Origin of the sequence: Halocynthiibacter sp. C4, assembly GCF_028823805.1 — a bacterium.
GTDB lineage: Bacteria > Pseudomonadota > Alphaproteobacteria > Rhodobacterales > Rhodobacteraceae > Falsihalocynthiibacter > Falsihalocynthiibacter halioticoli.
The window spans coordinates 239,731-263,798 of record NZ_JAPEIE010000001.1 but is presented as its reverse complement, the minus strand read 5'-3'; the positions used below and the strand labels follow the sequence as shown (position 1 = coordinate 263,798).

Genomic DNA, 24,068 nt, shown 5'->3' with positions numbered 1-24,068 from the left:
CCTTCGACTGAGCAGTTCGAGTTGAGCGCTAGTGCATGACAGGTCTCGGGAATGACTAGCCACGGGATTTTTCCTTCCGCCCTCGATTAGAATCCGATCCAACTTGAGGACGGACAATGAAACGAACGAGATTTACTGACGAACAGATGCTAGAACTCATCGCGATGAAAGAGCTGGTTTCAAAAAGTGGTGACGCCTGCCGTGAAACGCTAGGCCATCGCGCATCTGAAGGCCCGGCTTGAGCTGTCGGAGCGGCGGCGGTGCCGGATTGCTGGAGCGGATCGCAAGATGGTGCGCAAGCGGCGGGCACCGCGCAAAGCCGTGAGACCACGTGACCCGATCCTGGTCGAGGCCCATCCCAATGCGCGCGGGTCACTGGATTTCGTTCATGATCAATTTGCGAATAGCCAGAACATTCGGGTGTTCAACGTAGTCGGCGACGTCACCCGTGAGTGCCTCACCGCGATCCTGAACACCTCGATCGCCCGCCCCGCTGCGCGAATTGAAAGCTCAGCGCGTCGGCCAGTTGCTCAAACCACGCCACACGGCGTAATCAACCACCGGGCTCCGGTCGAGGCTGAATGAAAATTCAGTGGCAGATCAGCATTGAATATCGCGCTCGTTGTTTGTCATGAATTATTCCTCCGTCCCAAATCAGGGAATTTAAAGGAATTGTGCCGAGGATCCGCACACGTTTACAATATCATCTAGTTCTTATGCCCATGAAGCCGGACTTTCGAACAGTTACCAAATTCTCGTACTCTTTTTGGTATCGATTAATTAACATGACTCTAAGTTCTTCACTCAATAGGTTTGGTCTTGGTTCATCTCTGTTAGAAAAATTTTCTTGTAAGAACTTACGAACCTTCCCAACTTCACTCCAGCCGGGTTTAAGAAGTGGATTAATACGCAGAGCTAGTTGTAGCCCTCTGTCAGAGATCGACGCATTATGCACTTTAGGGTCTACTTTCGCTATTTTAACCTTTTTTGAAACGCTTTTATGAACGATTTTCTCAATGAACTGACGCTGTCCATTTCGGACTTCTCTAAAATCAACGATATCTACCTGGTTCTTGCCAAAATCTTTACGAAGCTGTTCGACAAGTGGGACCCATGAAATCTCATTTAGGTTTATCCCTTCGATAAATTGATTGAATGTCAAGAAGTAGCCTTCATGAACTTTTTGAAGGTAAAAAGACTCTAGAAACTCCCACTGGGGACGAACCACGTAGACAACGCGCGTATCAAATTCAGAAAGCGCATCTGCCAAAATTGGAGATCCGTCAAATGCTTGACCGTATAAGCTATTTTCGACGGAAAAAGGTTTCCCGAACATATCTTCAAAACAAAAGAATAGTTTCTGACAATCAGATTCTTGAAGCCGAGCATTTATCGCATTCGCAAGTTTATGGGATTGTTCTTTTATCCCTCCCCCGCCAACACACTCGCTAACTTCATCTCGCGTCAATGACGCAAGTCCACAATTTATATAATGTTCGCTACGCCACTTGAAATGATGCTGAAGCAGGGAGGATGCTGTCTTGTGGGCTCCCACACTTGCGATAACCTTAGTCAATTTACACGCGCTCGTTATAGTTTCGATAATAATTTCGATATTAGTTTAGAGTGCGTCTCAATTAAAGCCTAACTCTGCACTGGAACATATTTTTTTAAACCATTTGTTAGAGCTTTTCACCCTTTTGGAACTCACCCAATTTTTGGTCTGGGCTACGTACGACCTTTTTCGGGCAGTAGGTCACGAGTATCCGCACCCTGCATTGGGGATAAGATAATTTAATGGATAAGGCTGCACCCGTTCCTACATCTAGATTTTTGACGCGCAAAGAATGATTCAAAACTCATTTCTAGGCTCAAGAGTGTCTCGGTGATACGATCTCTACAATATTCACCTCGTCGGCTGCTAGGTCGCAAATGTCCGAAGATTACTACATTTCCTTGCACAAGAGCCGGAATTTCATTTGCGAAAAGCAGCAGCACCTGCTGTGGTCTATTGGCAGAGAATTGAAACGACCAAACCCGATCAGCAGGCTCAAAGAGTAGCTTAATTTACGCCAGATACTGTCCGACAAATGGGGAGTAGCTCAAATCCTTCGGCAGCGTTTCTGCTTGTGGCATCAACTTCGCTCTATGTGATTATGTAGGGTCCTCAAACACTTCTTGTAAATGCACTGATTTGGGGTGTCGGGCCGCCTATTAGCTCACGACTCCAAGGCTTTCGTTCTCCGAAGGTGCGGCAAAATAAGCTGCTGAACAACGTAATTGCAACTATTGGGTCTTTCCGCTTCGAGAAATTTATCCACAATGATCCTGTTCATTTTTGTTGCGTAATTCGGCTCTCTCAAACATTTCACCGATGCTGCCAGCAAGCCATCAAAATCGGAGTGTGTAACGTCTGCGACCTCTTCGGGCATATTCACATATAGGCCACGTTGTTTTTCGTATTCGTTATAATCGGGAGTATAAAAAAGCGCGGGGCGACCGGTTGTCGCAAAATCGAAGGCAATGGATGAGTAGTCAGTAATTAGCATATCCGCCGCGGCACAAAGATGCTGAGAGTCCGGATAATCTGTTGCATCTATTATTTTGTGGTCACTGCGTGAAATTTTCTGAGCCATATGGTGGCCGCGATAGAGCACGATCGCATCCTCATTCACGGCATCGCAAATACGGTTGAGTTGGGTCTTGGAGAGATAGGCGTCAGTAGAACCCGCGCGCCAAGTTGGCGCATACAAAACAATCTTACATGAGGGCGCGAGATCAAATTCATCACGAATCTTAAGTCGCCATTCGTGTTGAAACTGTTTGTCTTGCAGGCAGTCCGTCCGTGGCGACCCCACTTCATGAAATGCTGCTTTGGTCTGGAAAGCAGCTCGCAAAGTCTCAGTATGATGCGCGCCAGCTGTAATAACATCATCCCATAAAGCACAACGCTCAGCTAGAGCGGCGTAATCTGTGTCCTGGTCTGCTGATTTTCCACAAAGATCAATTCCAACTTTCTTGAGCGGAATTCCATGAAATGTTTGTATGAATTTTTGCTTACTGCTCTTTTTCTTGGCAAAAATGTAGTTGTTATTGTTAATCCATACCTTTGCCGCCAGCATAGCAACTCTATGATCATAGGAGTTGCGCCTTACGCGATCGCTTGCTGGCAAAGCTGCATCCACGTCCCTATTCAAGGCATACACGCACTTAATATCAGGATGATGCTTTTGGATATATTCATAAATGTACTTTGGGCTATCTGAGAACTGAGTGCCCCAATAACTCTCAAATACGACGTCGCCCCTCGGAACAGGGTGAACCAGCTTGTCAAAAATTAATGGGTGCTTACTGTGGAGGATAGTTACTTTCTCTTTTATTTGCTTCGATGTACCCTCCAGCTTCACTACAATCTTTCGTATAAATTTGGATTTCCGAAGGCGAAAACTAAAATAACTCCCTTTCCGCAAGATACGATCGTACCTCTTACTTCTACGCATCCCTAATTTTGGCTCGTGAACGCCGCATGCCTCTCGAAGCATAAGCTGTGCTTCGTAAAAAAAAGCCTTTCTTCTACTATTACGAATTCGTCTTGAAATCGCTAGAACGGAGTAAATAGCATGGAGAGCGTAGGAATAAGTAGTATCGAAAAACTCTTGCTTATTGTTTTCGCGTAAATATTCGAATACGCGTTGATATTGACGGATTACATCAAAGTGTTTGTCGCCTTTTGATGCCAAAATAGAACCCGGTCTTGCTATCCGATAATAGTAAAGTGGTTCATCGACGATAGAAACGCGGGTAGCTGTTGTCATCACCCTGAATGTCCAGTCGACATCTTCGTAGATTACTCCACAGCGAAAAGAAAAATCGTTCTCGGTAAGAAATGCTTTTTGATAGAGCTTAGTCTGGGCGAGATTGAACAACATAAGCACCGATTGGTCTTCTCGAGGATCAATGAAATCGAACTTTGCACTTCTGTATGGTTCGCGATTTTTTGCTTGACTTGTCTTGCCAAATTCCCATCGACAGAAATCAACAACAACAACTTGAGATTGGCCAATCTCTGCTTTTGCGACGGCTTTCTCGATTGTCGTAGGGTCCAGCCAGTCATCGCTGTCCAGAAAGAAAATATACTTCCCTTGCGCGGCTTTCATTCCGATGTTACGGGCGTTCCCCAACCCGCCGTTCTCTGTCAAATTGATTATATTAGGCTGCGGCACCCCGCCTAAACTGCGCTCAACAGCGACCATACTTTCGTCAGGCGAAGCGTCATTAACAATAATGGTTTCAATATTTCCGTATGTTTGACCAGCAACTGATTGAAGACATTTCCTTACGAAAGGGGCAACCTTATAAATTGGAATGATAACAGAAACCAAAGGAAAACGGCTTACACCATTATTCTCAATTGTTGGGTTTTGCGTCATCTGATGCAGATTCCGATTCTTCTGATGTGTTGAAAACGAAAGAACTATTAATCTCTAGCACTTAACAGCACGCAAATTTGGCGTCAATTACGGGTGGCCTTAGTTTTCCAACCAGTTTGCAGTTATCGATTGAGCTAAACGTCGACAAGAAACGTAAGACCGAAACAGTCTTGAGACCAAACAACTAGGGAGCTACTCTCAATAAATTCGGGTTGAGATAAGTCGGCACGGATCGTTCACATATTCCTGGTGACGGATTATTCGTTGACTTGTCCACGATGCTCCATCTTACTTATGTGTTGGAGCCTCCAATAAAACAGGCATGATTCAAATCCAGCGTAGCTCACATACTTTATAAAACATCATTTGAAAATCATTATTAATTGTAGCTCGCTTGAGTTGTTGAGTATCGTAAATATGCTACAAACGCCCCACCTATTCACTCCCCCCAAAAACAAATGAGATCTAATCTATGCCTAAACTATGGCGACCGCGAGTTCTACCGGTGCAGAAACGGGACTTAAGCCAGAAATCGTGGGCTTTGCTCAAGTCTTGTGACGAGGATTTGCTCAACCGAAAGCTGGTTGAAAAAAGCACGGTAAAATCCTTGCGAAAGACAATCAACAAAGTACCAAGAGCAGAGCGCGGCGTGGATTGGGTCGAACGTGTAGTCAGCATCTATGCTGTTAAACAAGCAAAGCGCAAGAGATGGTTAGCTCTGGTGACTTCAATTGAGCGCGCTCGCGCCGCCACAGGCGAGCAGCATAAGTTCCAAGAGTTCAAAAACCGCCTTAAATCTCAACTCCGCATGGTAGATACAAAGAAAACGTTCAATTTGGTCTTCGAGCTCAGCGATCATGCGTCTGCATTGGAGCAGCTCAGGACTTTGTTCGACCGGTTGCATACAGAGGGGTATGCGGCCTTTATCAATTCCGGAACCCTGCTGGGGGCGGTACGTGAACAGGATTTCATCGCGCATGATTGCGACGCAGATCTCGCAGTGCTGCTAGAAGGGCAAACTGATTCCGAACTAGTCGACAGCTTCAATCGGTTATTCTACGATTTACACAAACACTACGGAACCGAATTACGCCCTAGAGCAGAGTGCAAACAGCCGCATGTGAAGGTTAAGACCAAGAGCGGATTGGCCATTGATGTATTTCCAGCCTGGCAGCGCAATGGTAAGATCTATATCTGGCCCCATACATTCGGCGAACTTAAGATGAGTGATATCCTGCCTGTGAAGGAATGTATCATCAAAGGAGAGAAGTTTCCGGCACCTGCAAACCCCGAAAAGATGCTGGCGCTAAACTACGGAGATGCCTGGAACACACCGGACTCGAAGTTTAAATTCCCTTGGGAAGAGGCCGAGATCAAGTTCTCTGACTTTCTTGACGCGTTTTGCGAGGATACGCAAAAACATATCAATGCTACTAGAAAACAGCGGCTTTCAAGGTTTTTTAAATGGAAGACTTGAACTGTAGAACATCCGGTAGCGTGATAAAGCTTAGAAATCGCGCGGGATTGTTCTCACCAAGGCCGACGGCATACTTCTGGATTGAGGGCTGGTTTTCGGAAAAAAGCGTGACGTCAGAGCAAACTGACGAGCAAAGATGTGAGGTTCCTTTGTCATGTAAGCGCCTGCAGTTGCCGCTCAATACCTCATTAAGACTTTTGAGAAAGGTCACATTTAATTAATAAGCGGATACACGATTTATAGCCGCCCACACCAAGAAGAAGAGCTTCTGCGGCACGCGATTATTTGCTACACATTTTGCAACTCAAATTGCATCACACAATTTAGTCTGATCGAATTCAAGAGGGTATTTTATGGACTTAGTTGTCGTCGGCACTGGGGGTCTCGCGAGAGAGTTTTCAGCTTTCTTTTCTGAAGAAGTAAACATCATTGGCTACTCCTCGACCAACCCACAAGAATTCGAAGAGTTCGCCCTACCTGGGCAGTATTTCGGTAGCGACATTTCTCCAGACAGTGTTGGAACCAAACATGCGGTTCTAGCAATAGGAAGCCCTGCTACAAAGAGAGCGGTTTCAGACAAGCTCCAAAAGTTAGGGTTCGTATTTCCTAACTTAGTGCATTCATCAGCCGTTACGGCAACAAACGTAGTTGAGGCTGATTGCGAAGGGGTAATCATCTCTCCGAACTGTGTTGTCGGCACTAACGTCCATTTTGGAAACCATGTTTACATTAACTTTATGGTCGGGGTCGGTCACGACGCTACATTCGATAACTTCGTTCAAGTGAACCCGGGAGCGCAAATTGGTGGCGCCGTTTCAATCGGCGAAGAGGTCGTGATCGGTTCAGGCTCCACCGTTTTACAAGGGCAGAAGATTAACAAGTCCTCAACCGTCGGCTCAGGGGCCGTTGTATTCTCAACTGTTGCTGAAGATTCTACAGTTATCGGAAACCCCGCAATGCGCTTAAAACTTCCGCGGCGCGAAGAGTAGTTAACGCGTCGAATGCTGTGTACAACAGAACAATTGGGAACTCCCGAATACTGCCTCCGACCATAGCTAGTTCCACGAAATGGAAGCGCATTTAAGAAGGCAGCCACTTCTCAGCTGCCCGAAAAAACCCTTTGACTCAAAGCACTGGGCGTGTACGGTCAAAAATCATTTGCGGGCGTCGACTATTTGTCGGCCTATGTAAGCGAGACAATGGACCTACCTTCGGGAACATTTAAGTAATTTTGTTCAATCGTTCTGGGAAGCCCCAGATCAATTTTGTGAGTATCTATTTGAAGGAATAGCGGGATTGATATTTACAGATCCAATATTTTTGTTTGTTTTCTTACCGACGGCATTGGTTGCATTTTATTCTATCTCTCATTTTTTGGGAAAAAGCGCTGCTCTTGCTGTTTTATTCATTTTTTCAATTATTTTTTATGTACCTCACGGCATCAATTCGGTCATTTTATTGCTTTTGGCGTTAACGATTAATTTTACCGCCGCAATCTCTATTTCTTCTTTAGATGATGACAATAAGAATAGAAGACGTATCTATTTGGCTGGGCAAGCCTACAACATCATTTCTCTCTGTTATTTTAAATACAAGATTGTGATGCTTTTGTTTGGGCCCGACGCGGGTTTGATGGTTGATCTCGCCGGTATCGCAATTCCTGCAGGAATATCATTCTATACATTCCACCAAGCTGCCTTCTTGGCTGATGCCTATCGACGTGAAGACAACGTCATGGAGTTCCTGGGTAAACTTGGTTCGGTAAAATCAATAGTCGCGGCTTTCTTCCGTTATGGCGCGTTTGTCAGCTTCTTTCCGCAGCTCATCATCGGGCCGATTACATATTTCAGCGAATTCAATCCGCAAGTGCAGTCTAAACGTTTCCTCAGAATAAACCCGATCGACTTTGCCGTCGGTTTGAGTTTCATATCGATTGGAATGTTCAAAAAAGTCGTTGTTGCCGACAATCTTGCTCCGACCGTGGATGTAGTATTTAGCGCAGCGCAGGTTGGGGGGGAGATACATCCACTTCAAGCTTGGATCGGAGCGCTGGCCTACATGGGGCAGCTTTACTTCGATTTTTCAGGTTATTCTGATATGGCGATCGGTCTCGCGCGAATGTTCGGGTTACGATATCCGATAAATTTTTTCTCACCTTTTAAAGCGAACGGAATAATAGACTATTATCGGCGCTGGCATATGACACTTACGCGAGTGATCGCCAGATTCCTTTACACCCCACTATCCGTGGCAGGGACGCGCTACAGTATGTTCAACCGGCTTGCCCCGCTACCTGCGCATTTGCTCAGTTTGTGGCTGCCCATGTTGATTAACTTTCAAATCATCGGACTATGGCACGGTGCGTTATGGACGTTCTGTGTGTTTGGGCTGATGCATGGTTTCTGGTATGCGCTTGAGACCGAAGTTCGTTCAACGAAGTGGTATAAATCAATCAGCAAAACAGCAAACCCGTACATCCTTGGTTTTATTGAGCGCGCGATATTCTTCATGCCGCTATGCCTTAGCCTGGCAATGTTCCGTTCAGAAAGCGTTTTTGGTGGGTTCCATTTGTTCTCGCAAATGTTCGGTACATCGTTTGATGCGCGTTCTCTCTTTGATATGCGTGAACCTGTCTTGATGCTCGCTGGCGCCTTTTTCATCATCTATTGCTGTCCGAATAGTGTTGAGCTTATGCGACGTTACCGTCCCGCAATCATGACCTATGACAATAAGAGCTACGGACCGTCTTTCTTGCGCGGACTATGGCGTCCTGGATGGGTTCAGGCGAGTTACTTTTCCATTTTGGTGATCGCCTCACTTTACTACGTCTCGCGGCAACCACCCTTCCTCTATCAGGGGTTCTAACGATATGAAGTATGCCGACAAATCAGCCTCTTCTCCCGCGGTTTGCCAACCACACGGCAAGCTTGCTGCAATTCGCTGGCGTGCGGCGAAGCCCATGTTGATTGCTGCGGGTCTCATATCGTGTATTTACCTTTCACTGGCTATACTGGTTATCGCCGTTGACCCCTATAACATTTACAAATGGGGTACAGAGCCGCGGATCCAAGCGGGTGATACGCCCAGAGACCTCGTCATCGATTGGATAGATGTTGCCGTCAAGGATCCTACATACAATACGTTCCTTGTAGGGAGCTCAGTGACAGCGATGTACACGCCTGAATTCCTAGATGATTTGCTCGGATCAGACGCGCGGGCGATGAACCTTAGTTATGGCGGCCCGAGGCCACGGGATCGTGATATGATCCTTGACCGGCTTGCCGAACATCCTGACATCAAGAATGTTATCCTTACGTTCGATTGGACATATATCCGCAACCCAGACATTACAAATCGCAGCTTTCCGACATTCCTTTACGATGCTGATATCACCAACGATTTGCGCATGGTTAACTTACCGACGATCCTACAGACATTTAAGATTTTGAGGGGCGAACTTACATACAGCAACCCAGACGATGAAATCTATTCAAAGTTTGTTCAGCGGATGTATGATAATTTCCAAACTCCCGCTGAGATGGAAAAGATCGAGCGACTTGTGGAGCTTTATCAGGCGGGAATTGGTGCCTCAAGCGGTAGAGACTGTGAAAGCTTTCAAGCTATAAACGAACAACTTGTTCCTTCGGTGAGAACGCTTTCCGAACGTGGTGTCAAAGTAGACATTCTAGTACCTATCAATTCTTATGCCTTCTATTATGTCCGGCGGCACGATATCAGCGCGACTTTGCTTGATGAAATGATGGTTGCCCGTCGCTGCTTGGTAAATGCAGCGAGTGATATTCCCAATGTGAGCATCTACGCATTTGATGACGACCCCGCCATTGCCAGTGATCTAGCTAACTTTCGCGAGGTAGGACACGTATTTGACCCCGCAGTTTTGCACAGGTTTATCTCTGCGGTCAAAACCGGCAGCGATCGCCTAACCAAAGAAAACTTCCCTAGCCATGAGAATAAAATTCGGTTGGCTGTGGAACAATATCGCCCCACAAACAGCTTATTAATGCCCGAAACAGCGTTAAATGATAAATAGAGCGGTCACTCTCAAATTTTAGACTGCTCGTATTCTCGGACAAGAAGGATTCAAATTATGGCAGATTCACAAGTCATTCTCGACAAAGTGACAGAGATTATCAGAGACTTATTCGATGAATATGACGGTCCTGTCACAATGACTACGACAGCAGATGATGTCCCTCAGTGGGATAGTCTTTCACACGTCCGATTGATGATCATGATCGAGATGGAACTCGGCGTTCAATTCAGCACATCTGAAATGCAAGGGTTCCAAAATCTAGGGGATCTGGTTGAAGCAGCGGCAAAGCAAAGCACATGACAAACTGCAACTTCCCCTGGCGGCCACCTCTGGCCAAAGACTGGGCTGAGCGTTTGACTGAAATCGAGGCAACTCTCGCCGATGGCCGGGTGCCAGACTATACAACGGTGAAAACGCTCGCCAATCAGCAATTGGGCCGACGCGAGCAGCTTCTGGTAGAGCGCTTAGCAAAAAAGCTCAAGAAAGCGACCCAATTAGACGATGCGTTTGCGCCCATAACCATCGGGTTACTTGGCAATCGTACGCTAAGCTATCTTCCTGACCCTTTGGCGGCAGCTGGGTTGGCGCGAGGCCTCTCTATATCTTCTATAGAAGCGCCCTACGACAGCGTGGCGAGTTTTGCCTTCTCGCCTGCCAACTGTTTTGCCCAATCTCTGGATGCGGTCTTGGTTGTGCTGGATGAAAGTGCTTTTGCGAGCAAGCGGCCTCTGCTTGATGTTTCGGCCGAGAATGAAGCTCTTGCCGATGCCGAAGAGCTATTTGCCGCACTGGCATCAGCAGCAAAGCAAAAAACGGGCTGCCCCGCGATTTTTGCGACGCTCCCCACCGCGCTTCAGGTCTCATCTGCGGAGTTAGCGACGCCCGGTTCAAGTGCGCGGTTTAGGCAACGCATTAATCTCTTGCTCGCAGAAGGTGCTATTGAAGGCAAATGGTTGTTGTGGGATCAGGCGGCGCTGGCAAGCAGGGTTGGGCTTGAGAATTGGCTAGACCCAGTTCGGTACCATGCTGCAAAAATACCCTTCAGCCTAGAAATGTGCCCATTGGCGGCGGACAACATAGCAAGCATACTAGCGGCGATGAAGGGCAAGTCCGCGCGCGGACTTATTCTAGATCTCGACAACACATTGTGGGGCGGTGTCATTGGTGACGACGGGCTAGGAGGAATCAAGCTTGGCCAGAATTCGCCTGAAGGTGAAGCCTTCGTCGCATTTCAGAACTTCGTATTGGGCTTGCGTGAGCGAGGTGTTGTACTCGCTGTTTGCTCCAAGAATACCGATGAAATCGCCCGCGAGCCGTTCCGTGAACATTCCGAGATGGTTATTAAGGAAGACCATATCGCTGTGTTTCAGGCCAACTGGAGCGACAAAGCGACAAACATCAAGTCCATCGCCGAAACGCTTAGCTTGGGCCTCGAAACTTTCGTGTTCATCGATGACAATGCGGCAGAGCGCGAGCGCGTTAGACAGGAGCTGCCTCTAGTCTCGACAATCGAAGTCGGTGAGGACCCATCCTTTTATATTGAGCGGATCGCCCAGTCTGGCCAGTTTGATCATTTACCTTTGAATACTGAAGATATTTCACGGGCTGAAAGTTATGGTGGGCGCGCCGCAGCGGCTGAAATTAGAGCCAAGATCGGAAATTACGACGATTACCTGACCACCCTCGAAATGCGTATGACGATCTCGCCCTTCGATGACGTTGGGCGTGCGCGCATAACTCAGTTGATCAACAAATCGAACCAATTCAACCTGACAACGCGGCGCTATGGAGAAGAAGATGTCAGGGCAATTGAGAACGACCCCAATCAACTAGGTTGGCAAGTTCGTCTGGACGACAAATTTGCTCAGCACGGAATGATCGGTGTCGTGATTGTGCGGCAAGATAACAAAGAATGGTCGATCGATACTTGGCTGCAGTCCTGTCGTGTTTTGGAACGGGGCGTAGAGCAGCGCGTTATGAACAGCCTGTTTGAAGAAGCCGCGAAGGCAGGCGTTGAGAAAATTGTCGCGCAGTATATTCCGACAGACCGTAACAAAATGGTATCCAGCTTCTATTCGGACATGGGATTCAACGTTGTATCAGAAAACGATGATGGCTCGGTAGATTATTCTTGTAGCGTAAAAGACTATGAACCGCATCGAACCTTTATTGATGTTAGCCTAGAGCAATGAGAACGCCTGGATGATCAAATCGAGCGTTTCCCTCTTTTTGGGTGGCGCTGACTTAAGTGGCAGGAACATGGTCAACGGGCCGTCGACAGGATTTGAAATGCGTAATACTCGCAGACACTCCCTGCTAACGTTTTAGCTCAATTTGGCGCTTAGAACCGTTCAATGCTCGCACTGCGTGTAGAACCGATTTGCTGGCGATCTGGCTTTTCATTCAGGAACGTTTAGAAACCAACCAATCCCGACTGAAAATGCGTTCAAACCATTAGAATTTTCATAGTGGTATGTACTTCATGCACGATTTCTCAAAACATCTCGGATAAATTAGTACATCCGCAACCGTTGTTTAAGTTTAGAACGTGGTTCCCAATATTGCTAATCGAGCAACTGACAGTGGTTATGCAATGTGACACTTAATGATTGCAAAGCCAAGTAGAGCTTAGATTTCATAAACATTTCTATTTATGTCTCAATCTATTTACTAACGCCGTTAATCGTCGTTCAAGAAGATGAGGTCTCTGTATTTTCACCCGCTGCAGATTCAAATTGTTGATCAACCAAAGCTCGAAACGGTCCGTTTTGATTGAGGAGATCGCTTGGTCGACCCGCCTCGATGACCTCGCCCTGATCTAGAACATAGATCATATCTGCATTCATAACGGTACTTAAACGATGCGCTACAACGATTGTTGTACGATCAGCAATATTACTTTGCAGAGCGGACTTTACTCGGGTTTCGGAGTTTGCATCCAGAGCACTCGTCGCCTCGTCTAAGATAAGAATCTTACTGTTTCTAAGCAAAGCTCGTGCGATTGCGAGACGTTGCTTTTGTCCTCCAGACAAAAACGCACCGTTTTCACCTACTGGAGTTTTGTAACCCTTGTGAAGGTCCTTAATAAAATCTTCTGCGCTCGCTGCGCGTGCTGCGGCGTAAACTTCTTCATCGGTTGCATCAGGGCGGCTACATTTAATGTTCTCGAAAACTGTTGAGGAAAACAAAAATGTATCCTGATCTACGAAGGAAATTTCTCTATGAATCGACGCCATGGTTGCATCACGCAGGTCCATATTGTTGATTTTAACGGAACCGTCGCTTGGATCGTATAGACGCATAATCAAGTTCAGAATAGACGATTTCCCTCCGCCGGAAGACCCTACCAGCGCAGTCATCTTACCCGCCTCAAAGGTTAGATTAATGTGATTAAGAATTGGCTTATTCTTACGGTAACCAAAACTCACATCTTCAAATCGAACCTCTCCATCGCCCTCGGGCAATGGCTTCGCGTTCGGTCGATCCTCAATCAATAATGGAGCATCAATTAGCTCAAACAATTGACGTGTGATAACCAGTTTGGTCTCGATTGATACTCGCATGCGAGACAGACGCTTGGCAGGCTCGTAGGCCATCATCAGCGCTGTCACGAAAGACATAAGCTCTCCCGCTGACAACGGCTGTGCATTAAATGACTTTAGTGTACTAACGATCAGAATGCCCGCTATTGCAAAGCCCGCCAAGGTTTCCATCAATGGGCCGGTTATTGCTTGTAAGCGCACGATTTTATTCGCTCGATTTTCTACATCAGAAACAGCTTGGCGCATTTGGCCACGCATCTCACCTTCGAGGTCGAAAACCTTGATAACACGTGCGCCTTGCATCGATTCTTGGGCAAGTTTGATAATCTTGGCGTGCGCCGCCATTTCATTCGACATCACGTCGCGAACAGCCGAAATAAGTTTGCGTACGCCAAGGACTGCAACTGGTCCGAAAATCAATGTTACAAGTGAGAGTACGGGTTGCTGATAGTACATCACAGCAACCAATCCAATAAGCGACAGCAAATCCCTTACATAAGAAACGACAATCGTCTCGACCAGCGATCGAGCCGCACGAACGCTTTTTGTTAGCCGGTTAAGGATGCCAGAAGACTCGTTCGTATTGTAATACGCTGCCCCTTGTTGAAGCATTTTCTCGAACAGCTCATTTTGCTTGCGTGCAACAATTCGATTACCCGCACGCTGCATGAAAACTGTCTGAATATATGTGGCAACTCCTTTTAACGAGAATATGCCGACAATCATCAGCGCTACTGAATAGACGTGACCACTACCCTCGCTTTCGGTGAGCGCATTCACGATCCCTTCCATTGACCATGCTGTGAGCGCGGTGGTGATTGCGACTACAACCATAGCAACCATGGCGATCCCGTATTGGCGCCATTCCAATGCCATGCTTTCTTTAAGCAAACGCTTAATGATCGGATCTCGTAGCGGAACGAGAGCGCCGAATAATTTTTTAAGCTTTGTTTTCATTTTGTATTGTTTTACCGATCATAATCGCAATTCGTTATTCAAACGAGACATGCATTAGTTTTTGGGGACTGTATAGTTTTTGATAACTTCTTGCCGCAACATCGTAGTCGAAACTCCGTCCGTCCTCGGTAGATATACGACGTCTACGATATCCTTGAGGTCGTCAAACTTCCCTTCCCAATCAGATCCCATACCAAAGATATCAGCTTTTTCTCGTATAATATCCTCACGCTTCTGATCCCAGCTTTGCTCTGGGAACACCGCGTCAACATATCTGCAGGATCTTAGAATTTCCACGCGCTGCTCATAGGACATAATACATTTCTTACCCTTCAAGGCGTTAAACTCATCGGTCGAGCAACCAATAACAAGTTGCCCCCCAAGGCTCTTCAAACGACGCAACAAGCGCACATGCCCCAGATGAAACAAATCAAACGTGCCATAACTAATCACAGTTTTCATCTTTTCTTCCTGCCTAGTAATATCATCTGCGTACCCATTGAAGCGACCAAACCAGCATCAATTGGGTTGAATTGCCCCATAGTGATCGCCCATCCCTTCAAGCACTCAAAAGTACTTCTGTTCAAGGCGCAAACTTAAGATCGATCAGAGGGAAAAGCACTCACTTTTCATCGGAAAGTCCAATCTGTGCCACTATGCACTCACCCAACCTTCAAGACCCAAGCTTTCTAGCCGAACATAGAGCTCGTCACTCTAGAACCGATTCACGCGCCCTATCTCAAAGGCATGTGCGGGTGGATAGGCACGCTAAACGCTGCAACAAAAAGTTCGGCTTTCTACCAATGCGATTTCTTCTGCTTCTCTAGAACCGCCTTTCTAAACGTCAGTTCAAAATAGGCATTGATTTTCGCAGTTCAATAAAACGGAGCAATCTTCTCAGCGGAGATTACATATCCGACATCAGCGATCTGAAGGGAGGACGCACTCGCTCCGAACATCCCTGTTACGTTCACAGCCTCAAACAACCCTTCGGATTCATAGGGTTCGTTGGTTTGGACAAGTACAAGTTGATTGGCCGGTGGAGGCGGAACATGTACGCAGGCACCGATAAATGGCACCAGCAAAAATGCCGTTACCCCTGTGCCTTCATACTCAATGGGCACCATGTACCCCGGTAGTCGCACAATCTTTCCGTTCCAATCAGAACGGAAACCTGTGGCTTCAGGTTGCTGGCTTGCAAGCGCAGATTGGTCATGCTGAACGACCCCCTGAAGAGATTGCGCGAGGCCGGTTTGCCCCTCGGGCAAGAGGTCATCCCAATTCAAATCCACAACTTCTTCGGCCGTACCCAGCTTTGGCATCACTACGGCCCCTGCGGCAATAGCAAGCGCTTGTCTGCGGCTAAAGGTGCTTATTCCCATTCATACAGCTCCATATGGTCAGCAACCAAGCTATAGCCTGTATCTGCGACCTCGGTCGATAGGGACTCCGTACTCATTCGGCCGCTAACCCAAACCGCAGCCCAAAGATCGGTATCTGGCCAAGGTTCTTTGCTATGTACGAAAACAAGTTGGTTTGCTGGCGGTGGAGGCGTGTGAATGCACGCGCCGACGTAGGGAACAAGCACAAACTCTGTTACGCCTTCCGATGTCATCTCAAGCGGAATAATATAACCCGGCATGCGGATATAGGCGCCATCTAACAGGTCGTTTACTTTGGCGCCGTTGTCATCATAAATCGGGCGCCAATAGTCACTTGCTTCATCAAGCTCACCCTCGCCAATGATTTCGGCGTAGGGAACACCTGGCGGGATCAAATCTTCCCACATAATCTCTGTCGCTCTCTCAGAAAGAGAGATCGATGGGAAAGACACAGCGGCGATTGTCGTTGCGAGTAAGTCGCGTCGGTTCAGTTGGCTCATGATTTCACGATCATACCATCAGCGAGTGAAAGGCGGAAAGCACGGATTGCAGGAACCATGCTCACAATCGCGCCAGCACAGACAACAGTAATAATCACCCAAAGCTCGCTCGTTCCAGGAGGTGTTATTGGTAAGTACAGACCGAATGCCTGATCAACGATCGGCTGCGCAACAAACAAGCCCACGTAGAGAATGCCGAGCCCTAACACAGCGCCACAAAACGCCGTCAGCGCAGACTCCAACACAAGCAGTCCTAGTATTGTGAAAGGGCTAGCTCCCATTGCTCGCAATATAGCCATCTCACGCCGCCGCTCGTTCAAGCTCGACAAGATTGTGGCCATCATTCCAAGCAGCGCAGTCACAACCACCATAACTGAAACGGCCAGCAGCGCCGTTTCGGCGATTCCGACAATCGCCCAAAGTTCCTGCAGTGCAACACCCGGCAATATCGCCAGTAGCGGCTCTTCGGAATACTCATTGATGGCGCGCTGGAGCGCGAAGGTTTGAATGGGGCTATTCACGCCCACCAACGCGGCAGTGATTGAACTTGGGCTGAGGTCCATCTGCCGAATGACCTCTTCCGGCGTCGACTGTCCGGTAACGCGCGCGCCGCTCTTCCAGTCAACATGGATCGCCTCAATCGCCTCAAGCGAAACGATCACCGTTCGATCAACGGGCGTTCCTGTCTTTTCTAGAATTCCTGATACACGAAATGGCTGATCTTTGTGCTCGGAGAAAGATGCAATGCCATGCGCCACAACAATTGGGTCACCCGTATTATAGCCAAGCGCCTGCGCGACATCCGCCCCAATCACGGCATCAAACAAATCGCCCATAAGCTCGCCCTGCTGAATGGCTAGGCTTCTTCCGTTTCGGTATTTGTAATGCTCAAAAAACGCCTCCGTGGTCCCCATAACGCGGAACTGACGGTGGCTATCCCCAAGCGAGATCGGCACGATCCAATCAACCTCTGAACGCGACGCGATATCTTGGTAGCTTTCCCAAGTCACGTTATTCGTTGCGTTCCCAATTCGGAACACCGAATAGAGCAACAATTGCACAGACCCCGACCGCGCACCGACAATCAAATCTGTACCCGAAATCGTATCAGCGAAACTTGCCTTTGCCCCTGTACGAACCTTCTCCACCCCCAGAAACAACGCAACCGAGAGCGCAATCGCCAGTATGGTCATGCCTACAGTGAGTGCACGCGCCAAGAGCGAACCGAAAGCAAGCCGCAAGATCATGCCTGCCTACCCTCTACGCTCACAACGTCTTTCATATGGACAACCCGATCAAACCGAGACGCAAGCCTTGGGTCGTGACTTACCATAAGCAGCGTCGATTTTTGCGCTGCAACTTGAGCGAACAACAAGTCGAGAAAATTTTCCTGACTGGTTTCATCAAGCGAAGATGTCGGCTCATCAGCAATCAGAATTGGTGGCTCACCGATAAGCGCACGAACAACAGCAACGCGCTGTTGCTGACCAACACTTAGGTTCGCCGCCTTCGACTTCTCAACACCTTCAGGCAATCCAAGCATTTTGCACATCTCAACAGCTTTTGCCGCTGCATCCGGACAGCGCGCGCGGCGCTTTGGCGCAAACTTTAGCGGCAGCAGAATATTGTCGAGTACGGTTCCAAAGGGAAGAAGATTAAACTGCTGAAATATGATGCCGATTTGCTCGGCTCTGAATCTGTCTCTAGCCCATCCCGACAGCGAATTCAGGTTGGTTCCACCGACATTGATCTCGCCGCTGTCGGCAAGGACCGTCCCACACATCAAAGACAATAGGGTCGATTTTCCCGATCCACTTTCCCCAAGAAGCAGAACAGTCTCGCCCTGTTCGATTTGCAACTCTGGAACGGAAATCGCGAATGATGATCGGGACGACCACCGAAAGCGGACATCCCGCAATTCTATTACAGGGAATTGAGACAAGCTTATTATAGTCCGCTCAGGTCAAGTTCAGGATTTGCGCGTTCGACCTCGAAGGCTTGTGCTCCGTTTGGACCAATAGCCTGCACCTCGAGTTCGAGTGCGTTCTCGAAAGTTTCAAAATAGTCAAATGTGATCTTAGTCAGAGCTTCAGGGTTTTCGCAAGTAAAGCTGTACTCGGCATGAAATTCGGAGTGAGCCGCACCATGTTCGTGGTCATCGTCGTGCTCATCATGTTCGTTGTGTTCGTCATGCTCGTCATCGTGTTCGTCGTCGTGGCCGTGCTCTTCACCGTCTTTGTCGTGATCATCATCATGATCGTGCGCTTCATCATGCTCTGAATGGTCGTCGTCATGATGATCCTCTTCTTCTAGACCTGCATGAACATCAACTACTGCGCAGCCCGCCGCATCTGGGAGAACAAACAAACTCTGCGGCTGTTTCAGAACTGCGACCGCAGCCTCGACCTTTGCCTTATCTTCGGCGCTTTCCGCCATATATTCAAACCCAACAATATCCGCACCAGGCGCATGTAACTCCATCGCAAGCGTGCTGCCATCGATTGCAAGATTGAGCTCACCAACGCCATGCTCATGGCTATCAAGTTCACGGGTTTCGTCGGCAAATACGGCTGTCGGGACAAGTGCCAAAAGGCAGACAATCGGTCGATACATATCAAACTTCCAAATTGATTTCGCAATGGCTGCACAATGGCCGATCCATCTGGAACTTTCAATCGTTATGTTATTACATTCCAATCATCGCAGATGACCGAACAAAATCAAACCTGTTATCTGTAAAGAACTAGCTTTTGACCACCGCCAATGCACCATTTTGAAGCAAACCTTCATAAGCCTCGGTCACGCGTGCGACGAAGTCTGGATTGCTGGAAAGAGACGGATCAAACACCTCTTTCATGGACAGAACCGTCTGAACTTTAGCCGCAGGGGTGTTTGCTCCATCAATCGCCGCCTTAAGCTTGTCTGCGAGCGGATCTTTGACCTCAATCGGGTCTCCGTTCTCATCGACGCCACCCACATATCTGATCCAGCCAGCAACAGCCAATGCAAGACAAGTGTAGTCGCGGCCAGCTTGAATATTGTCAGCAATCGTACCCAGAAGACGCTGCGGCAGCTTCTGTGACCCGTCCATCGCGATTTGCCACGTGCGGTGTCGAATGCTTGGATTTTGGTATCGTTCAAGCAAAGCATCACAATACGCCTCAAGATCCTCGCCCTCTGGTTTTGGAACCGTTGGGATAATCTCGTTGCGCCATATCCGTTTACAGAGTTCGGCAAATGCTGGCTCTGCAACTGTCTCCGCGATCGTTTCAAACCCTGCAAGGTATCCGAGATATGCGAGCGTCGAATGGGTTCCATTCAAACACCGAAGCTTCATCAACTCATGCGCATCCACATCTGCAACGAATTGCGCGCCACCGGTCTCCCATTGCGGGCGCTCTCCGTTCACAAAATTGTCTTCAATCACCCATTGACGAAACGGCTCATGCTGAACACACGCTGGGTCATGATACCCCTGAGCCTCCTCAAGGCTTTTCACATCGGCCGGCGTTGTTGCCGGTGTAATCCGATCAACCATGGTCGAGGGAAATGCGCAATTCTCCTCTATCCACGCCGCAAGTGCGCTCTCACGTTCCTTGGCAAATGCCAGTACCATGCCTTTTGCGAGCTTCCCGTTTGAAGGGATGTTGTCACATGGCATGACTGTAAAGGGCGCAACGCCCGCGGCGCGGCGGCGCGCGAGGGCCTCAACGATAAACCCGATTGCAGACTTCGGAGCCTCCGGATTTGCAAGGTCATGCGAGATATCCGGATGGTCAAGTTGGAGTTCACCTGTTGCGGGCTCGTGGCAATATCCCTTTTCGGTGATCGTCAGCGAGACAATCTTGACGGCGGGATCAGCCATTTTCGAAAGAACAGCCTCAGGGTCTTCGGGCGCAACAAGTACTCCGCTGATCGAGTTGATTACTCGGTACTCCGTATGCCCAGCGCCAAGCGTGACCGAGGTAAACGCCCCATCCTGCAGGTCAAGCTGATCTTTCGCAGTCGGGCTTCGAAGCGACACCGCGAGGATTCCCCAATCCTTGTCGCCCTGTTTCATGGCATCATCGGTATAGACTGCATTGAATGCGCGAAAAAACGCACCAGGCCCAAGATGAACAATGCCGACGTTCGGCTTTGATCCGGTTCGTTTTAGCCGTGGCACGCTCATATCAGTCTCCAGTCTATTCGGTGATCTAAATTCGCAAACAAATCGCGCAGGACACACGAATGCCTCCTGCGCTTGTCTTTCCAAATGAGCGACTAGCGAAGCTCGCTTGGCTGGACAAAGTCCATATCGGTATAGTCGACATTGTCGCCAGCCATCGCCCAGATAAAGGTATAAGATCCGATACCAGCGCCAGAATGGATCGACCATGGCGGCGAAATTGTCGCCTCTTCGTTGCCAACAACAAGGTGGCGCGTTTCTTGTGGCTCACCCATAAAGTGCATCACGCGGGACGCCTCATCCATACCCCAATAGAGATAGGCTTCCATCCGGCGGTCATGCACATGCGAAGGCATCGTATTCCAAACCGAACCATCCAGAAGCTGGGTATAACCAAGCACAAGCTGGCAGCTTTCCATTACCAACGGATGGATAAATTGATAAATCACGCGTTTGTTCGAAGTTTCGGCCTCGCCCATTTCGACCTTGGCCGCATCCTCGAGTTTCACGAGCTTGTTTGGGTGTGTCTCATGAGCCGGCGCAGACGTGATATAGAAGCGTCCCTGCCCGCCAAATGTAACCGCTCCTGCGCCTTTACCGAGATAAAGCACATCACCGCGGTCTAGCGTCCATGTCTCGCCCGCTGCGGATACGGTTCCTGTTTCGCCGATGTTCACAATGCCCATCTCGCGGCGCTCTAGAAACGTTGCTGTGCGTGTTTCCTCGACCTTGTCGAGTACGAGTTCCGCACCATTTGGAACGGCGCCGCCAAGCACAAAACGATCATAGTGCGTATATACAAGGCGAATTTCGCCATCCTTAAACATACCCTCTGCAAGGAAGTTCTTACGCAGATTGTCTGTGTCCATGGTTTTTGCATGGTCTTGGTGAATGGCATGGCGGGTTTCTACTGTGAGCATTGTGGTTCCTTACAAAAAGTCTTCACGGCGTGGCGTGAAATTATCGATCAAGCGGCCTGCCTCAAGACAGACGCACCCGTGCGTTGCGTTTGATGGAATAACGAAAGAGTCACCGGCTTTGACGGTGAACTCCCTGTCTTCGATCGTGAAACGGAATTCTCCGCTTTCAACATAGGTTGATTGGACATGTGGATGGTTATGAAGGTCACCCTTCCCGCCCTTTTTGAACGAAAAGCTGACAACCATCAGATCTGCGGAGTCCGAAAGAACTTCGCGCGTTACAAAGTCATCCACTTGGACAGTGGGAAATTTTTTCAAGTCAGACATAATTCCTCGTTTAGACTGGTGCGTTGTTCGGTTTGCAAAGAGTGTTTCTTGATCTGGTTTGCCCGATCACTAAAGTCGGTACGCTTCTTTCGCGAGGCGGTAAGTAAGATCATGAGCCACCTCGAATGCATCACTTTCGCCAAGGCGGCCTGTCGCAACCAGCGTCGCCAAATAAGCGCAATCTGATCGCCGCGACACATCATGCCGCGCTGGAATGGAACAAAACGCCCGCGTATCGTCATTAAAGCCGGCGGTGTTGTAAAAACCTGCGGTCTCTGTGGTTTGCTCGCGGAATCGCATGATGCCTTCGTAGCTGTCAAAGAACCACCAAGGTGGCCCAAGACGCAGCGCCGGATATGCGCCAGCAAGTGGCGCAAGCTCGCGTCCATAAACCGTCTCGTCCAAAGTAAACAGAATGATATTGAGGTCACGCTCCATGCCGACTTCGCTAAGAAGTGGCCGAAGCGCATGCACGTAATCAGTACGAGACGGGATATCAAAGCCCTTGTCCCGCCCATGACTGGCCAACACTTTCGAGGAGTGGTTGCGCACCGAACCGGCGTGGATTTGAAGCGTCAAACCATCATCAAGGCTCATGCGCGCCATTTCCGTTAGCATCTGCCCTCGGAATGCATCGGCTTCTTCCTTGCTGCATTTTCCTGCAATTGCTTTTTGAAACAGGGCTTCCGCGTCTTGACGTGACAATGACTCGGTCCGCGCCGTCGCGTGACCGTGATCACTCGCAGTCGCACCATGCTCCTTAAAGAACGCGCGACGCAGACGGTGCGCGTTTAGATACCCACTCCACGTAGCTGTATCCTCGCCTGTGAGCGCTCCGAATTTCTCAACATTTTCGGCAAACCCTTCAAACTCAGGATCAACAACGGCATCGGGACGATAGGTCGTAATGACTCGCCCGTTCCAATCGCTATCGCGGATTTGAGCGTGCCACTTCAGATCGTCAAGCGCACCTTCGGTTGTTGCTAGGCATTCGATGCCAAAACTCTCGAACAATGCACGCGGGCGGAACGCATCTTCGGCGAGCTTTGCTTCAATATGATCGTAATACGCGTCAGCTGTGTCCGTGTTAAACGGGATATCCAACCCAAATACATGCTCGAATGAATGGTTGAGCCACAAAGAAGAGGGTGTACCTCTGAACAGGTGGAAATGCTCTGCAAAGATGCGCCAAATCTTGCGCGGATCCGCCTCCCCAACACTACCGTCAGCGCGAGGAACGCCTAGGTCATCCATCGAGACACCTTGGCTGACCAGCATCCGGAACACATAATGATCCGGCGTTACAAAGAGTTCCGACGGGTTGGGGAATCGCTCATTCTCGGCAAACCATTGCGGATCACAGTGCCCATGCGGGCTAATAATCGGGAGATCAGCTACTGTTTCATAGAGCGCGCGGGCGATTTGCCGTGGCTTGTCTTCTACAGGGAAAAGTCTGTCTTGATCTAAAAGCGCCACTAGTTCATCCATCTGATTTCGAGCTTCGATATTCTAATACGCTACTATACCAGTTGTGTCAAAACGGCTTTTGATCTAAGAAAGTCATGTCAGAAAACGCGGATGAAATATGAACGACCTCGGCATAAGTCTCGACGCAAATAGGCGCAGCACAACAACCACCGATCTAGTGTTTGACGCGGTTCACCAAGCTATTATCACATTTCAACTGCCGCCGGGCACCAAAGTCTCCGAGGCGGAGGTCGCCAAACAGCTTGATGTTTCTCGGCAACCGGTGCGCGACGTGTTTTTCCGTCTGTCTAAGCTCGGCTTCATCGCAATTCGCCCGCAACGCGCAACATTGGTCACCAAGATATCTGAACAAAGCGTGCTCGAAGCGGCATTTATCCGCAAGGCCATCGAGTTATCATGCCTCGCCGAAGCTATAGAGCTTGGAACTGACGAAGACATCCACGAGCTTAGAGCCTTGATCCAACAACAAGAAGCTTCGGTTGAGGCCAATGACCTCCAAGGTTTTCACGCTCTGGATGACATGTTTCACAAAGCAATATGCGCAACCGCAGGGCACGCCCACGCATGGCCCCTCATCGAAGAGCAGAAAGCCCACATAGATCGGGTACGCTTTCTTTCGCTTCCATCTGGCCTCCCAACCGCGTTTGAGCAACACAAACGGATCATGGACGCGATCGAAGAGCGGAACACCCCGCGCGCTTCCAAACTTCTGGAAGAACATCTCGCGCGCATCAAAGACATCCTTCAACAAGTCCGCGCACAACACCCTGAGTACTTCGAAAGCCCTTAGCCGCAGATAATCGAGCACCTATCCCTCACGCTT

General features: G+C 48.8%; 20 protein-coding genes and 1 pseudogene. 8 read left to right on the top strand and 13 right to left on the bottom strand.

The features are described from left to right. Window positions 1-119: 119 nt before the first annotated feature. A pseudogene (locus OU789_RS01360) lies at window positions 120-486 on the top strand (IS3 family transposase); the annotation flags it as partial. A 217-nt stretch (window positions 487-703) separates the two neighbouring features. Here the strand turns inward: OU789_RS01360 and OU789_RS01355 are convergent. Next, on the bottom strand, window positions 704-1,576 hold the full coding sequence (locus OU789_RS01355; RefSeq protein WP_274652625.1) for a hypothetical protein: 873 nt from the start codon (window positions 1,574-1,576) through the stop codon (window positions 704-706). Window positions 1,577-2,219: 643 nt separating this feature from the next. Then, a complete protein-coding gene (locus tag OU789_RS01350) occupies window positions 2,220-4,430 on the bottom strand; it encodes a bifunctional glycosyltransferase/CDP-glycerol:glycerophosphate glycerophosphotransferase (RefSeq protein WP_274652623.1) in 2,211 nt (736 codons plus the stop codon). Window positions 4,431-4,902: 472 nt separating this feature from the next. On the opposite strand from OU789_RS01350, the gene OU789_RS01345 reads away from it, so the two are divergent. From OU789_RS01345 to OU789_RS01320, 6 genes are all read left to right on the top strand, one after another. After that, window positions 4,903-5,907, top strand: a complete 1,005-nt coding sequence (locus OU789_RS01345) for a LicD family protein (RefSeq protein WP_274652621.1) — start codon at window positions 4,903-4,905, stop codon at window positions 5,905-5,907. A 353-nt stretch (window positions 5,908-6,260) separates the two neighbouring features. After that, entirely contained in the window at window positions 6,261-6,896 is a 636-nt protein-coding gene (locus OU789_RS01340; protein ID WP_274652619.1) for an acetyltransferase, read from the top strand. A gap of 307 nt (window positions 6,897-7,203) precedes the next feature. Beyond that, window positions 7,204-8,772: an MBOAT family O-acyltransferase gene (locus OU789_RS01335; protein ID WP_342453562.1), complete on the top strand. Its 1,569-nt coding sequence runs from the start codon at window positions 7,204-7,206 to the stop codon at window positions 8,770-8,772. Between the two features lie 4 nt (window positions 8,773-8,776). Then, window positions 8,777-9,958: a hypothetical protein gene (locus OU789_RS01330; protein ID WP_274652617.1), complete on the top strand. Its 1,182-nt coding sequence runs from the start codon at window positions 8,777-8,779 to the stop codon at window positions 9,956-9,958. 57 nt (window positions 9,959-10,015) lie between these two features. Beyond that, complete coding sequence (locus OU789_RS01325; protein ID WP_274652615.1) at window positions 10,016-10,261, top strand: acyl carrier protein; 246 nt, start codon at window positions 10,016-10,018, stop codon at window positions 10,259-10,261. Then, window positions 10,258-12,153 carry an HAD-IIIC family phosphatase gene (locus tag OU789_RS01320; RefSeq protein WP_274652613.1) on the top strand — a complete coding sequence of 632 codons (1,896 nt, stop codon included), beginning with the start codon at window positions 10,258-10,260 and terminating at the stop codon, window positions 12,151-12,153. The genes OU789_RS01325 and OU789_RS01320 overlap by 4 nt, the downstream gene beginning before the upstream one ends. A 498-nt stretch (window positions 12,154-12,651) precedes the next feature. On the opposite strand, the gene OU789_RS01315 is transcribed toward OU789_RS01320, so the two are convergent. The 11 genes from OU789_RS01315 to uxaC form a co-directional block, all read right to left on the bottom strand. Then, window positions 12,652-14,460 (bottom strand): ABC transporter ATP-binding protein, encoded by a 1,809-nt coding sequence (locus tag OU789_RS01315; RefSeq protein ID WP_274652611.1) that lies wholly within the window; start codon window positions 14,458-14,460, stop codon window positions 12,652-12,654. Window positions 14,461-14,514: 54 nt separating this feature from the next. Then, on the bottom strand, window positions 14,515-14,922 hold the full coding sequence (locus OU789_RS01310) for an adenylyltransferase/cytidyltransferase family protein (protein WP_274652609.1): 408 nt from the start codon (window positions 14,920-14,922) through the stop codon (window positions 14,515-14,517). Between the two features lie 413 nt (window positions 14,923-15,335). Next, window positions 15,336-15,842 carry a DUF3299 domain-containing protein gene (locus tag OU789_RS01305; RefSeq protein ID WP_274652607.1) on the bottom strand — a complete coding sequence of 169 codons (507 nt, stop codon included), beginning with the start codon at window positions 15,840-15,842 and terminating at the stop codon, window positions 15,336-15,338. After that, window positions 15,833-16,342, bottom strand: coding sequence for a DUF3299 domain-containing protein (locus OU789_RS01300; protein ID WP_274652606.1), 510 nt, complete (start codon window positions 16,340-16,342; stop codon window positions 15,833-15,835). The genes OU789_RS01305 and OU789_RS01300 overlap by 10 nt, the downstream gene beginning before the upstream one ends. After that, the gene (locus OU789_RS01295) at window positions 16,339-17,589 is read right to left on the bottom strand and encodes an ABC transporter permease (protein WP_274652604.1); all 1,251 of its coding nucleotides are present in this window, start codon (window positions 17,587-17,589) and stop codon (window positions 16,339-16,341) included. Before OU789_RS01295 ends, OU789_RS01300 begins: the two co-directional genes overlap by 4 nt. Continuing rightward, entirely contained in the window at window positions 17,586-18,284 is a 699-nt protein-coding gene (locus OU789_RS01290) for an ABC transporter ATP-binding protein (protein ID WP_274652602.1), read from the bottom strand. The genes OU789_RS01295 and OU789_RS01290 overlap by 4 nt, the downstream gene beginning before the upstream one ends. 5 nt (window positions 18,285-18,289) lie before the next feature. Then, window positions 18,290-18,955: a zinc uptake protein ZrgA gene (gene zrgA / locus OU789_RS01285; RefSeq protein WP_274652600.1), complete on the bottom strand. Its 666-nt coding sequence runs from the start codon at window positions 18,953-18,955 to the stop codon at window positions 18,290-18,292. A 130-nt stretch (window positions 18,956-19,085) separates the two neighbouring features. Next, window positions 19,086-20,513: a mannitol dehydrogenase family protein gene (locus tag OU789_RS01280; protein ID WP_274652598.1), complete on the bottom strand. Its 1,428-nt coding sequence runs from the start codon at window positions 20,511-20,513 to the stop codon at window positions 19,086-19,088. Between the two features lie 92 nt (window positions 20,514-20,605). Next, entirely contained in the window at window positions 20,606-21,430 is an 825-nt protein-coding gene (gene kduI / locus OU789_RS01275; protein ID WP_274652595.1) for a 5-dehydro-4-deoxy-D-glucuronate isomerase, read from the bottom strand. Window positions 21,431-21,439: 9 nt separating this feature from the next. Further along, window positions 21,440-21,757 (bottom strand): cupin domain-containing protein, encoded by a 318-nt coding sequence (locus OU789_RS01270; protein WP_274652594.1) that lies wholly within the window; start codon window positions 21,755-21,757, stop codon window positions 21,440-21,442. Between the two features lie 69 nt (window positions 21,758-21,826). Beyond that, window positions 21,827-23,233, bottom strand: coding sequence for a glucuronate isomerase (uxaC, locus tag OU789_RS01265; protein ID WP_274654487.1), 1,407 nt, complete (start codon window positions 23,231-23,233; stop codon window positions 21,827-21,829). A gap of 109 nt (window positions 23,234-23,342) precedes the next feature. On the opposite strand from uxaC, the gene OU789_RS01260 reads away from it, so the two are divergent. Continuing rightward, window positions 23,343-24,035, top strand: coding sequence for a GntR family transcriptional regulator (locus OU789_RS01260; protein ID WP_274652592.1), 693 nt, complete (start codon window positions 23,343-23,345; stop codon window positions 24,033-24,035). The last annotated feature ends 33 nt before the right edge of the window (window positions 24,036-24,068 follow it).

Bases quoted from the DNA above. Each gene is read 5' to 3' on its own strand.
- OU789_RS01350 (WP_274652623.1), bottom strand. From the start codon at position 4,430: ATGACGCAAAACCCAACAATTGAGAATAATGGTGTAAGCCGTTTTCCT.
- OU789_RS01345 (WP_274652621.1), top strand. From the start codon at position 4,903: ATGCCTAAACTATGGCGACCGCGAGTTCTACCGGTGCAGAAACGGGAC.
- OU789_RS01340 (WP_274652619.1), top strand. From the start codon at position 6,261: ATGGACTTAGTTGTCGTCGGCACTGGGGGTCTCGCGAGAGAGTTTTCA.
- OU789_RS01330 (WP_274652617.1), top strand. From the start codon at position 8,777: ATGAAGTATGCCGACAAATCAGCCTCTTCTCCCGCGGTTTGCCAACCA.
- OU789_RS01325 (WP_274652615.1), top strand. From the start codon at position 10,016: ATGGCAGATTCACAAGTCATTCTCGACAAAGTGACAGAGATTATCAGA.
- OU789_RS01320 (WP_274652613.1), top strand. From the start codon at position 10,258: ATGACAAACTGCAACTTCCCCTGGCGGCCACCTCTGGCCAAAGACTGG.
- OU789_RS01315 (WP_274652611.1), bottom strand. From the start codon at position 14,460: ATGAAAACAAAGCTTAAAAAATTATTCGGCGCTCTCGTTCCGCTACGA.
- OU789_RS01310 (WP_274652609.1), bottom strand. From the start codon at position 14,922: ATGAAAACTGTGATTAGTTATGGCACGTTTGATTTGTTTCATCTGGGG.
- OU789_RS01305 (WP_274652607.1), bottom strand. From the start codon at position 15,842: ATGGGAATAAGCACCTTTAGCCGCAGACAAGCGCTTGCTATTGCCGCA.
- OU789_RS01300 (WP_274652606.1), bottom strand. From the start codon at position 16,342: ATGAGCCAACTGAACCGACGCGACTTACTCGCAACGACAATCGCCGCT.
- OU789_RS01295 (WP_274652604.1), bottom strand. From the start codon at position 17,589: ATGATCTTGCGGCTTGCTTTCGGTTCGCTCTTGGCGCGTGCACTCACT.
- zrgA (WP_274652600.1), bottom strand. From the start codon at position 18,955: ATGTATCGACCGATTGTCTGCCTTTTGGCACTTGTCCCGACAGCCGTA.
- OU789_RS01280 (WP_274652598.1), bottom strand. From the start codon at position 20,513: ATGAGCGTGCCACGGCTAAAACGAACCGGATCAAAGCCGAACGTCGGC.
- kduI (WP_274652595.1), bottom strand. From the start codon at position 21,430: ATGCTCACAGTAGAAACCCGCCATGCCATTCACCAAGACCATGCAAAA.
- OU789_RS01270 (WP_274652594.1), bottom strand. From the start codon at position 21,757: ATGTCTGACTTGAAAAAATTTCCCACTGTCCAAGTGGATGACTTTGTA.
- OU789_RS01260 (WP_274652592.1), top strand. From the start codon at position 23,343: ATGAACGACCTCGGCATAAGTCTCGACGCAAATAGGCGCAGCACAACA.